This is a genomic window from bacterium (genome assembly GCA_017744355.1).
GTDB lineage: Bacteria > Cyanobacteriota > Sericytochromatia > S15B-MN24 > UBA4093 > JAGIBK01.
Genome location: JAGIBK010000008.1, coordinates 51497 through 63703 on the forward strand (window position 1 = coordinate 51497; position 12207 = coordinate 63703).

11 protein-coding genes are annotated in these 12207 nt (G+C 66.9%); 9 read left to right on the forward strand and 2 right to left on the reverse strand.

What is annotated here, in order from left to right:
* Positions 1 to 14 precede the first annotated feature (14 nt).
* Positions 15 to 2309 carry a beta-galactosidase gene (locus J7643_17610; protein ID MBO9542412.1) on the reverse strand — a complete coding sequence of 765 codons (2295 nt, stop codon included), beginning with the start codon at positions 2307 to 2309 and terminating at the stop codon, positions 15 to 17.
* Between the two features lie 251 nt (positions 2310 to 2560).
* On the opposite strand from J7643_17610, the gene hrcA reads away from it, so the two are divergent.
* From hrcA to dnaJ, 4 genes are read left to right on the forward strand one after another with little or no spacing between them, the layout of a single operon-like run.
* A complete protein-coding gene (gene hrcA, locus J7643_17615) occupies positions 2561 to 3634 on the forward strand; it encodes a heat-inducible transcription repressor HrcA (GenBank protein ID MBO9542413.1) in 1074 nt (357 codons plus the stop codon).
* Positions 3635 to 3670: 36 nt separating this feature from the next.
* A complete protein-coding gene (gene grpE, locus J7643_17620; GenBank protein ID MBO9542414.1) occupies positions 3671 to 4240 on the forward strand; it encodes a nucleotide exchange factor GrpE in 570 nt (189 codons plus the stop codon).
* A complete protein-coding gene (dnaK, locus tag J7643_17625) occupies positions 4233 to 6131 on the forward strand; it encodes a molecular chaperone DnaK (GenBank protein ID MBO9542415.1) in 1899 nt (632 codons plus the stop codon). Before grpE ends, dnaK begins: the two co-directional genes overlap by 8 nt.
* 60 nt (positions 6132 to 6191) lie before the next feature.
* Positions 6192 to 7346, forward strand: a complete 1155-nt coding sequence (gene dnaJ / locus J7643_17630) for a molecular chaperone DnaJ (GenBank protein MBO9542416.1) — start codon at positions 6192 to 6194, stop codon at positions 7344 to 7346.
* Between the two features lie 39 nt (positions 7347 to 7385).
* On the opposite strand, the gene J7643_17635 is transcribed toward dnaJ, so the two are convergent.
* Positions 7386 to 7574, reverse strand: coding sequence for a hypothetical protein (locus J7643_17635; protein ID MBO9542417.1), 189 nt, complete (start codon positions 7572 to 7574; stop codon positions 7386 to 7388).
* 158 nt (positions 7575 to 7732) lie between these two features.
* On the opposite strand from J7643_17635, the gene cysS reads away from it, so the two are divergent.
* The 5 genes from cysS to J7643_17660 all read left to right on the forward strand — a co-directional run bounded on the left by cysS (position 7733) and on the right by J7643_17660 (position 12147).
* Positions 7733 to 9202: a cysteine--tRNA ligase gene (gene cysS, locus J7643_17640; GenBank protein ID MBO9542418.1), complete on the forward strand. Its 1470-nt coding sequence runs from the start codon at positions 7733 to 7735 to the stop codon at positions 9200 to 9202.
* 67 nt (positions 9203 to 9269) lie between these two features.
* Positions 9270 to 9620: a Mini-ribonuclease 3 gene (locus J7643_17645; protein ID MBO9542419.1), complete on the forward strand. Its 351-nt coding sequence runs from the start codon at positions 9270 to 9272 to the stop codon at positions 9618 to 9620.
* A 139-nt stretch (positions 9621 to 9759) separates the two neighbouring features.
* Positions 9760 to 10509: a 23S rRNA (guanosine(2251)-2'-O)-methyltransferase RlmB gene (rlmB, locus tag J7643_17650; GenBank protein MBO9542420.1), complete on the forward strand. Its 750-nt coding sequence runs from the start codon at positions 9760 to 9762 to the stop codon at positions 10507 to 10509.
* An 86-nt stretch (positions 10510 to 10595) separates the two neighbouring features.
* Positions 10596 to 11069, forward strand: a complete 474-nt coding sequence (locus tag J7643_17655) for a hypothetical protein (GenBank protein ID MBO9542421.1) — start codon at positions 10596 to 10598, stop codon at positions 11067 to 11069.
* Positions 11070 to 11076: 7 nt separating this feature from the next.
* Positions 11077 to 12147: an Ig-like domain-containing protein gene (locus J7643_17660; protein MBO9542422.1), complete on the forward strand. Its 1071-nt coding sequence runs from the start codon at positions 11077 to 11079 to the stop codon at positions 12145 to 12147.
* Positions 12148 to 12207 lie beyond the last annotated feature (60 nt).

Consider the following 12207-nt stretch of genomic DNA (forward strand, 5'->3'; position numbering starts at 1 on the left):
ATGAACGCCGCGCATCAAGCATCCGCCAGGTGCAGGCAGAGCACGTCGCCGCCCTTCATGTGCCCCGAGAGGTGCCCGTCCCAGGTCGCCTTCGAGCCCAGGTACGAGAACTGCTGGGTGATGCGGTCCGCTTGCCAGCCCTCGGGCAGGCTCATGGTGAAGTCCCGGCTCTCGCCGCGGTTGATGAGTGCCAGGAGGGTGCCCCCGGGCGTCTTGCGGATGACGGGCTCCAGGCCGAGCAAGGGCCGGGTCAGGGGCTTCACGCCGAGCTGCACCAAGAGGCTCGAGACGAAGCTCACCACCGACTGCTTGCGCGCCGGGTCGTCCAGGTAGTAGCCGGGGCTGTCCATGATGGGGCCGAGCAGGGTCCCGATGAAGGACGAGGTGCCGGCGCCCACCGGGGCCATGTAGCCGATGGGGGCCTTCATGTAGTTGAGGAGCTCGGTACCGCCGGGCGGCACCGTCACGTAGCTCACCATGCGGGTGCACCAGACCTTGCCGCCGTAGAGGCTGTCGGTGAGCCACACCCCCGCGCGGGTCGCGTGCTTGATCATGCCCATGACCGGCTGCAGCTTCTCGAGGGTGAAGCGCACGATCGGGTGCGCGATCTTGTGGCGCTCGCGCAGGTGGAACCAGGTCAAGTCGGTCACGGTGCCGGTGACGACCGCGAGCGCCCGGGGCCGCCAGGTGCGCTTGAGGCGGCCGGGGAAGAGCCGGTGGTCGCCCTCCACGAAGGGGGTGCCCATGGTCACGAGCGAGCCGCCCGCTTCCACGTAGGCTTCGAGCTTCTCGACCAGCTCGGGGGAAAGGTGGCCCGTGCAGTTGAAGAAGAGCACCTTGCAGGCCGAGAGCTCCTCGAGGCTCGCCGTGGAGAGCTCAAGCACCTGGGGCTGGTAGCCGCCCTCGACCAGGGCCCCGTACAGCCCGGCGTTCGCGGGGAAGTGGGTGACCCCCCGGTCGATGGCGTCGTCCAGGTTCTCCTTGGCGATCTTGGCCGGGTCGCAGGTGAAGGCGAGGATGTCGTGGGTGGCGTCCTGGTAGTAGAGGATCCCCACCGGCGAGGAGACCTCCTCGCTGTCGGCGAGCAGGCGGCCCCAGTCCTTACGGAACTGGCCCAGGGCCTCGACCACCGCCATGCGCTCCGAGCGTTCGCCCTTGTGGTTGAAGGGCGAGCGGTAGAGGTACTTGGAGCCGTCGGGGTCCTGGCCTTCGTGCAGGGGGTAGAGGATGTTGCCCTGGCTGCCGCGCAGGTACGAGGCCATCATCTTCTGGAGGGTGGCGATGACGGGCACCTTGACGCCCACATCCATCCAGCCGGCGCCGATCTCGGGGGCCATCAGGGGGCCGCCCTGCAGCATGGAGCGGTACATCTTCGGCACGAAGCTGATGGCGTACGGCTGGTCCAGCGGGGTCGAGACCCGGATGAACTTGGGGTAGAGGTCGTAGCCCACCGGGGCGACCCGGTTCTTCTTGGCGAAGTGGTTGGGCCAGCTCGGGAACCACACGTCGTTGAGGTAGAAGTGGGTGTCGATCCCGAGGTCCTTCCAGTAGCCCTTGAGGGTATCCAGGTAAGAAACCACCGTGTCCTCGACGTAGTTCGCGAGGTCCACGAGCTGGGTGCGGGTCGAGGGGGCCTCGGTGGGGGGGGCGACGGCCTCGAAGTCGACGTAGCGCGTGCCCCAGGCGTCGTTGAGGGCCTGGACGTCGTCGTAGCGCGTGCGCAGGTACTGCCGCAGCTGGCGCTGGGACTCGGGGTTGAGATCCGTCAGGTAGGGGCCCGAGCCGTACTGGGGCATGCCCGTCTCGTTGTCGAGCTGGAGGGCCACGATCTCGCCGGCGGCGATCATGGGCGAGAGGAGGGGAGCCAGGGCCTCGAACCAGCGCCTGGTCAGATTCAGGAACTGGGGATGGTTGAGGAAGATCTCCTGGTAATCGGGAGCGGCGGGCGGCCGCATGCGGGTCTCGGGGTAGCGATCGCGCAGCCAGAAGGGGATGCCGAAGCCCTGGTACTCGGCGTAGATGTAAGGGCCGGGCTTGATGATGACCGGCAGCTCCAGCCGGCGGCACAGGTACAAGAAGCCGCGCAGGTCGCGCTCGGGGGCGGTGCGGCCGTCGAAGTCGAACTCTCCCTCGCTCACCTCGTGCCAGATCCAGGGCACGTAGGCGGAGATCAGGTTGACGCCCGCTTCCTTGAAGGAGGTGAGCACGCCTTCCCACTGATCCCGCTGGATGCGAAAATACTGGAACTCGCCGCCGAACACGAGATCGGGCCGGTCGTCGATGAGGATCCGGCGGGAGCTGATGCGCATGGTCAAAGGGAAAACCTCCTCGTAATCGCTCGCCTTATTATAGTTGGCGCGCGGGAACCCCGCCATGATGCCCCAGGCGCGAGCCCCTGGCGGTGATCCGGATCCGCTTTTTGACAAACCGCTACGCCGGGTGATACAAAAGGTGTTAGCACTCTGCTGCGGTGAGTGCTAACGGACCCACGAGAACCGACGAGTAAGCGAGCAGCGAAGCGCAAGCGGCCCCTCGAGTCTGATCTCAGGAATCTTAGGGCGTGATGTTTGGAAACGACTTTCGGCTGACGCCGAGAAAGCAGCACATCCTGCGCGCGGTAATCCGCGACTACATCCAGACCGCCGAGCCGGTCGGGTCCCGCACGCTCTCCAAGAAGTACGATCTGGGCCTGTCCCCTGCGACCATCCGCAACGAGCTCTCCGATCTCGAAGAGGAGGGCCTGCTCAAGCAGCCCCACACTTCTTCCGGCCGCGTGCCCTCGGATCACGGCTACCGCGTCTTCGTCGACAACCTGATGGAGCCGGGGGCGCTCAGTCCCGAGCAGCGCGAGCAGCTGGCGCGCAACCCCTTGGCCGCCCAGGAGCTCCCCGAGCTCATGGTACAGACGGCCAAGCTCACGGCGGTGCTCGCGGGCTGCACGGCGATCGTGCGCGCTCCGCGGCAGGCCGACAGCAAGATCAAGTTCATCCAGCTGATGCCCGTGGCCGAGCAGGAGGTCCTGCTCATCCTGCTCACCGACCGGGGGCAGGTCTCAAACCAGCTCATCCGCTTGCCTGAGCCCCTCTCGACCGAGGAGCTCATGATCGTCGCCAACTTCCTCAACGAGCAGTTGCGCGATCGCCCCCTGGATCAGCTCACCCAGGACGCGCTCACCTCGGTGAGTGCCAAGCTCTCGGCCTATCACGAGGTGCTCTCGGCTCTGTGGGATCGCATCCCCCGCACCAAGCCCAGCGAGCGCCTCTACCTGGGCCACCAGTCGTACCTGGCCCAGCAGCCCGAGTTCAACGAGATGGGCAAGGTGGGCCAGCTCTTGAGCCTGCTCGAGCACGACCGGGTCATGATCGATCTCATGGACACGCTCGCCTCGGGGGCCAAGGAAGGTGCTCGGATCGCCATCGGCTCCGAGAATCCACTCTCGGACTTCAGGGAGTGCTCGGTGATCGCCGCGCCCTACCGCCTCGGCGAGCAGGTCCTCGGCGAGATCGCCGTGATCGGCCCGACCCGGATGCACTACGCGATGGCGATCGCCGCCGTCGAGGCCATGGCCGAGCGCCTCAGCTCGGCGCTTACCGACCTCTATGGGCTGGAGCCGCCGCCCGGCCCTCGTCCCTAGTTTCGGCGCCCGCATCACACCCACAGGAGGGATATTTTGGCAGAAGAAGAACTCAAGGAGGCGACTGTTCCCGAGTCCGCCGCCGACGAGAAGGACCAGCGCCTCGCGGAGCTGGAAGGCCAGTACAAGCGCCTGGCGGCGGATTTCGAGAACTACCGCCGGCGCCAGACCCAGGAGCGCGAAGAGCTGGTCAAGTTCGCCGCCTCCCGCGTCTTCGAGAACCTGCTGCCGGTCGTCGACAACCTCGAGCGCGCGATCGCAAGCTCCCGGAAGGCTACCGACGTCCAGCAGGTGCTCACGGGAGTCGAGCTGATTCAGCGCCAGATGATGGACTTCCTCACCAAGTCGGGGGTCGTGCCCATGGAAGCCCAGGGCACGCCCTTCGACCCCAACCTGCACGAGGCGATCGCCCAGATCGAGACGAGCGAGGCTCCGGACCAGTCGGTGCTCGCCGAGGTCCTGCGGGGCTACTACCTCAACGGGAAGGTCCTGCGCCACGCGATGGTGCAGGTCGCCAACAACCCCAACGCCACACTCAACACCGAACCAAAGACCGAGATGGCGGCCAACGCCGCCGACTCGCATAAGGAGGACAACCATGGGTAAGGTCATCGGGATCGATTTGGGCACCACCAACTCGGTCGTCTGCGTGATGGAGGGCGGCAAGCCCGTCGTCATCGCCAACGCCGAGGGTGCGCGCCTCACCCCGTCGATCGTGGGCTTCAGCAAGACCGGCGAGCGCCTGGTCGGCCAGGTCGCCAAGCGTCAGGCCATCACCAACCCCGAGAACACCGTCTACTCGATCAAGCGCTTCATCGGCCACAACTTCGACGAGGACAAGATCCAAGAAGCCCGTTCCAAGATGCCTTACACGGTCAAGAAGGCGTCCACCGGGGCCGCGGCCGTCGAGATCATGGGCAAGGAGTACTCGCCCCAGGAGATCTCGGCCATGGTGCTCGGCAAGCTCAAGGCCGACGCCGAGGCTTACCTGGGCGAGAAGGTGACCCAGGCGGTCATCACCGTCCCCGCGTACTTCAACGACGCCCAGCGCCAGGCCACCAAGGACGCCGGCACCATCGCCGGCCTCGAGGTCCTGCGCATCATCAACGAGCCGACCGCTTCGGCGCTCGCCTACGGCGAGGACAAGTCCAACGACCACACCATCCTGGTCTACGACCTGGGCGGCGGTACCTTCGACGTGTCGATCCTCGAGCTCGGCGACGGCGTGTTCGAGGTCAAGGCCTCGGCCGGTGACGCCAACCTGGGCGGCGACAACTTCGACGAGCGGATCATCAACTGGCTGATCGACGAGTTCAAGAAGAGCGAAGGCATCGACCTCGGCAAGGACAAGATGGCCCTCCAGCGCCTCAAGGAGGCCGCCGAGAAGGCCAAGATCGAGCTGTCCTCGATGGTCACCACCAACATCAACCTGCCCTTCATCACCGCCGACCAGAGCGGCCCCAAGCACCTGGACCTGACGCTCAGCCGCGCCAAGTTCGAAGAGATGACCGCGGACCTGGTCGAGGCCACCATGGGGCCCACCCGCCAGGCCATGTCGGACGCCGGCCTCAAGCCCGCCGAGATCGACAAGATCATCCTGGTGGGCGGCTCGACCCGCATCCCCGCGGTGCAGGACGCCATCCGCAAGTACCTGGCCAAGGAGCCGGACAAGAGCGTCAACCCCGACGAGGCCGTTGCCCTGGGCGCCGCCATCCAGGCGGGCGTGCTCGGCGGCGAGGTCAAGGACGTGCTGCTGCTCGACGTCACCCCGCTCTCGCTGGGTATCGAGACCCTCGGCGGCGTGTTCACCAAGCTGATCGAGCGCAACACCACCATCCCCACCTCCAAGAGCCAGGTCTTCTCGACGGCGGCCGACGGCCAGACCTCGGTCGAGATCCACGTCCTGCAGGGCGAGCGTGAGATGGCGGGCGACAACAAGACGCTCGGCAAGTTCCAGCTCACTGGCATCCCCGCCATGCCCCGCGGCGTGCCCCAGATCGAAGTGACCTTCGACATCGACGCCAACGGCATCGTCAACGTCTCGGCCAAGGACAAGGCGACCGGCAACGAGCAGAAGATCGCCATCACCAACACCGGCGGCCTCTCCAAGGACGAGGTCGAGAAGATGCGCCGTGACGCCGAGGCCCACGCCGAGGATGACAAGAAGCGCAAGGAGCTGGTCGAGGCCCGTAACTCGGCCGACGCCGCGGTCTACACCGCCGAGAAGACCCTGCGCGAGTCGGCCGATAAGCTGAACGACGAGCAGAAGACCAAGCTCGAGGGCGCGGTCACCAAGCTCCGCGAGGCGAGCGGCAAGGACGACCTCCAGGCCATCACCCAGGCGACCAACGACCTGACCCAGGCGGTCTACGAGGTCAACGCGGCCGTCTTCGGTCAGGGCACCGGCGCGGCTGGCGCCGAGGGCGCTGCGGCGGGTGCTGCCTCCGGTTCGGGCGGCGACAACGTCGTCGACGCGGACTACGAAGAGGTCAAGTAGTCCATCCATCCCCACGAGGGGCCAGATCGTCTGGCCCCTCGTTAGTCCCAAGTTGAGGCCATGAGCACCAAACGCGATTACTACGAGGTCCTGGGCGTCGCCAAGAACGCCACGGACGACGAGCTCAAGAAGAGCTACCGCAAGCTAGCGCGCCAGTACCACCCGGACATCAACAAAGAGCCCGGGGCCGAGGAGAGCTTCAAGGAGGTCACCGAGGCCTACGAGGTCCTCTCGGACGCCCAGAAGCGCCAGCGCTACGACCAGTTCGGCCACGCCGCCTCGCAAGGGGGCTTCGGCGCGGGCGGGCCTGGTTTCGAGGGCTTCGAGGGGTTCGGCGGCTTCAGCGACATCTTCGAGGCCTTCTTCGGCGGCGGAGCGGCCGGCGGGCCCGGCGCGCGCCGCCGGCGGGGTCCCGAGCGGGGCGCCGACCTGCGCTTCGACCTGGAGCTGGCCTTCCGCGACGCGGTCTTCGGCAGCGAGCAGACCATCGACCTCTTCCACCTGGAAAAGTGCGACGACTGCTCGGGCTCGGGCGCCAAGGAAGGCAGCGCCGTCTCGACTTGCGGCCTCTGCCAGGGCACCGGTCAGATCACCCAGACCCAGCGCACCATCTTCGGCCAGTTCTCCCAGGTGGCGACCTGTCCCAAGTGCTCGGGCGAGGGCAAGGTCATCGAGACCCCCTGCGGCACCTGCAAGGGGGCCGGTCGCAACAAGAAGGCCAAGAAGCTCTCGGTCAAGGTGCCGGCGGGCGTCGACACCGGCGCGCGCCTGCGCGTGACCGGCGAGGGCGACGTGGGCCCCAAGGGTGGCCCTGCGGGCGACCTCTACATCGTCCTGCACGTCAAGGACGACGAGCACTTCGAGCGCCAGGACACCGAGCTCTTCTACACCGAGGCCATCACCTTCCCGCAGGCGGCCTTGGGCGACGAGGTCCAGGTGCCGACCCTCGAGGGCACCGAGAACATCAAGATCCCGGCGGGCACCCAGCACGGCACCACCTTCGTCCTCAAGGGCCAGGGCGTGCCTTTGCTCGGGGATCCCAAGGGCCGTCGTGGTGACCTGCACGTGGAGGTCAAGATCGCAGTGCCGACCAAGCTCTCCGACGAGGAGGCCGACCTGCTCCGTCGCTACGACGAGGTCGCCAAGAAGAAGGCCGAGCACCACGGCGTCAACTGGATGGACATGCTCAAGAGCGCCCTGGGCGGCAAGCACTAGCCCAAAGCGAAAGCCCCCCGACTCGGGGGGCTTTCTTCGTTAAATACCCTTGTCCAGGCGCTTGAGGCGCTGCTCCTCGACCATCTTGAGGGCCTGGTAGGTGAGGAAGTCGTTGTAGTCGGGATCGCCCGGGTTGGGGGTGTGATCCCGGAACCGGTCTTCCAGTGCATTCTTCTGCAGGATCTGGGTGGCCTTGACCGGGTTATTCGAACGCTGTTCGTCTGACATGACATATCTCCAGAGAGACGGGGGAGCTAGCTAGGGTTTTTGTACCCAGCCAGACCCCACCTCTCACGATTTCCTCATACCGAACCTCTTCGCTTGCTGTGCCCCTCGGTGGGCGGTAAAATAAGTGTTTACGCCCCCTCGCAAGAAAGAGCAGGTCCATGCTACGCGTACACAACGATCGGACCCACCAGCTGGAGGCCTTCGCGCCGCAGCACGCCCCGGACGTGACCATGTACGTCTGCGGCCCGACGGTGTACAACTTCATCCACCTGGGCAACCTGCGCTGCTTCATCGCCTGGGACGTGGTGCGCCGCTACCTCGAGCATGCGGGCTACCGGGTCAAGCACGCCCAGAACTTCACCGACGTGGACGACAAGATCATCCGCGACGCGGCGATCGCGGGCGAGCCCTGGGATGCCTTTGCCGAGCGCTTCATCCGCGAGTTCTTCCTCGACGCGGACGCCTTCAACATCCGCCGGGCCCACGTCTACCCCAAGGCCACCGAGCACATCCACGACATGGTCGCCCACATCGAGGGGCTGATCGCCAAGGGCAACGCCTACGCGGTGGATGGCGACGTGTACTTCGCCGTCGAAACCTTCGAGACCTACGGCTGCCTCTCGGGTCGGTCCCTGGAGCAGATGCAGGCGGGCGCGCGGGTCGAGGTGGACGAGCGCAAGCGCAACCCCATGGACTTCGCCCTCTGGAAGGCCGCGAAGCCCGGTGAGCCCGCCTGGGACAGCCCCTGGGGCCCCGGCCGCCCCGGCTGGCACATCGAGTGCTCGGCCATGGTCCGCAAGCACCTGGGCGACACCATCGACCTGCACACGGGCGGGCTGGACCTCACCTTCCCCCACCACGAGAACGAGATCGCCCAGAGCGAGGCTCTCACGGGCCACACGTTCGCTCGCTACTGGCTCCACAACGGCTTCTTGACCATCGACGCCGAGAAGATGTCCAAGAGCCTGGGCAACTTCGCCACCGCCCGTGACGTGCGGAACCTCTACGATCCGCAGGACGTGCGCTTCTTCATGCTGGGCACCCACTACCGCCAGGAGCTCGATTTCTCGGACGAGGCCATCCGGGCGGCGGGCACGGGCCTTGCGCGCCTGCGCAAGAGCCTCGCGCGCCACAAGGACCACCTGGTCGTGCCCACCGAGGCGGTGAAGGCCCTCCAGGACCACCTGACGGAGGCCTTCCGGGCGGCCATGGACGAGGACTTCAACACCTCCAAGGCCCTGGCGGTCCTGTTCGAGGGGGCCAAGGCCATCGGCGAGCTCAAGGGCACCGACGAGGCGGCCGCGGGCCACGTGGTCAAGACCCTCTTCGACCTGGCTGACGATGTGCTCGGCATCGACCTTGCGACCCTGCCGGCCGAGAACCGGGACCTGTCGGATCTCGCCGACGCCCTTTCGGCGCTCGCGACCGAGTTCGGCGTCGACGGCGAGACCTCCGAGGCGCGCCTGGAGGCCCTCATCGCCCGCCGGGCCTCGGCCAAGGCCGCCAAGGAGTGGGCCGTGGCCGACGGCATCCGCAATCGCCTCAAGGACCTGGGCGTCACCCTGATGGATCGCCCCGGCGGCGAGACCGCCTGGGAGCGCGCCGAGGCCCTGGGCATCGGGAGGTAGGCCGATTTTTCCGCCCCTTCCGAAAGAGGTCGACTGGCGCCTGCTCAGCCCCCGGCTTCTCGCCTACATGGGTGATGCGGTCTACGAGCTGCACGTGCGCAGCCGGCTGATGACCGCCGATGTGCCGGTCGAGCGCCTGCATGCCGCCAAGGTTTCCCGCGTGCGCGCCTCGGCCCAGGCCGAGGCCCTGCGCTCGTTGATGCCCTCCCTCTCCGAGGCTGAGGCCGACGTGGTGCGCCGGGCGCGTAATCTGAAAAGCAACGTGCCCAAGAACGCCTCGGTCGCCGATTATCGCCACAGCACCGCCTTCGAGGCGCTCTTGGGGATGCTCTACCTGCGAGGAGAGGGTGAGCGCCTCTCCGAGATCCTGCTTGCCACTGACTCGATTCTGGAGGCCCCTCGCCATGACCAAGCCTAAGCCCCATCACGCCTCCAAGCGTCCTTCGCGCGACGCCCGCCCTGTGCGCGAGGAGCGCCCCGTCCGTGAAGAGCGCCCCATCCGTGAGGAGCGGCCCGCGCCGCAGGCCGAAGCGCCCGCCGAGGCCGTCCAGGGCGACATGATCTACGGGCGGCATGCGGTCCTCTCGATGCTGGAGGGCGATCGCCCCGTCAACAAGATCTGGATGCTGCGATCGCTCGAGAAGGAAGCCCTCTTCCCGAAGGTGCGCCAGCTCGCCAAGGCCAAGGGCGCGAGCGTCCAGCTCACCGAGCGCGGCAAGCTGGACCAGCTGACCTCGGGTGCTGCTCACCAGGGGATCGTCGCCTCGGTGGCGACCCAGGCCTACGCCGACCTGGACGAGGTGATCGAGAAGGCCAAGGCTCATCCTCAGCCCTTGGTGGTCCTCTTGGACGGGGTGGAGGATCCGCACAACCTCGGCGCCATCATCCGCAGCGCCGAGTGCGCCGGCGCCCACGGGGTGGTCATCCCCCAGCGCCGCTCGGCTTCGCTCACCGGGGTGGTCGAGAAGACGGCCGCCGGTGCCCTTGCCCACATGCCGGTGGCGCGGGTGGTGAACCTGCCCCGGGCCATCGAGGAACTCAAAGAAGCGGGCTTCTGGGTCGTAGGGGCCGAGGCCTCGGGCGATCGCTGGCTCTACGACGTGGACCTCACCGGCCCGATCGCGCTGGTGATCGGCAGCGAGGGCGAGGGGATGCACCGTCTGGTCACCGAGAAGTGCGACTTCGTCGCCAAGCTCCCCTTGCTGGGCAAGACGACCTCGCTCAACGCCTCGGTGGCTGCTGGGGTCATGCTCTACGAAGCGGTACGCCAGCGGATTGCCAAGGATCCGGGCTTGCTGAAGGCCTGAGTGGCCGGCGCTTGAAGCAGATGGATGCTTGTCGGGTATAACGGAAGAGGCGATCGCCCGATCCAGACGAAAGGCTTCCCTCTCTCATGCGCACTCTCCCGGCAACCTTGGCCGTCGTAGCGCTCCTTGCGGGGCTCATCGGCTGCACCAGCTACCCGCCGCTTCCCGTGGATGATCAGAAGGGCACATCGGGAAGCGATACTTCGGGTCGCAAGATCGAGGCCGTCACCATCACGCCCGAAGAGGCGACCCTCAGCGTCCCGCCGCAGAACCCCAATCTGGCCTCGGCAGGCTTCGCGACCTCGCTCCAGCTCGATGCCCGCGTGGTGCTCGAGGGTGGCGATCTCCTCGACGGGGATCTGGTCTGGACCTCCTCCAATCCCGAGCTGGTCCAGGTCGACGCCCGCGGCTACGTCAGCACCGTGCGCACCACGGGCGGCGCCAAGCCCTCGCTCGAGCCCGTGATCCTCAAGGCCACCTCCCGCCGCGCCCCTGAGAAGTCGGCCACGGTCACCATCACGGTGGTGGACGAGGGCACGACCGTCGTCCAGCTCCAGTAGGTCCGCGATGAAGAAGCAAACGACCTTCGCGGCCCTCCTCACCTTCGCGCTGCTCGCCGGCTGCACCGCCTCCCTCGCGCCGATCTCGGATCGCGCCGCCGCCCCGCAGGCGCCTGCCTCTCAGCGACCCGCGACGAGCAACGAAGGCGAGCTGCGCATCGGCATCCGCTGGCCTGATCGCAACGTGCAGGCGATCCCCCTGAGCGCCAACTCTGCCACCGTCTGGCTCTACGACTCGGCCGGGCGCCTCATGACTCAAGCCAGCGTCCAGCGTCCCACCGAGGGGAATCTCTCCTCCCAGGTCTTCTTCCGGGTCAAGGCGACCATGGGGGTGCGCGTCGTCGCCAAGCTGTACGAGCAGACGACGCCCAGCGCCAACGACGTCCCAGTCGCCATGGGCACGGGCAACGTGGACATCTACGCCAATAACGTCAACTTCGTCGCCATCACCATGGACCCGCTCATCGAGCCCACCCTCGCGGTGCTCACCCCCTCTTACGGCGGGGTGGGCAAGGAGATCGTCATCTCGGGAGCCTTCCTCGGCGAGAGCCAGGATTGGCCCGTCACCGTCAAGTTCACCGGGATCCCCGCGACCTCGGTGACCCGCGTCAGCGACGAGGAGATCCGGGCCACCGTGCCTGCGGGCGCCGTCTCGGGCGACGTGGAGGTGGCGGTGGACGGCATCCGCAAGACCCTCCCCTTCGAGGTGCTCGTTGATCTGGCCTTCGAGAATCTGAATGGCCAGCAGCAGGCCTACCGGATCGTGCCGCTCACCTGCATCGGGACCTTCACCAACGGCAGCAGGCGCCAGGTGGATGCCCTGACCTGGAGCTCCTCGAATCATGGGGTCGCCACGGTGGATCAGAACGGCCTCTTGCGCCCCGTCGCGCCGGGGACGGCGAAAATCACCGCCGCCTCGGGCGGTGTGAACAAAGAGGGCACGGTCACGGTGAGCACCACCGGTGCCGTCGTGTTCGTGGCCGTCAAGGTGCCCCAATCCGGCATGGGCACAGTGGGTGTCCCCATCAACCTTCCTTCGGCCGCACCCGGTAACCTGCCCGTCATCTCGGACCCCTAACTCTTCGTCTCCCTGCCCCCTGGCGGGGCGGGGTCGGGGGTGGGGGGATCTCATCAAGTT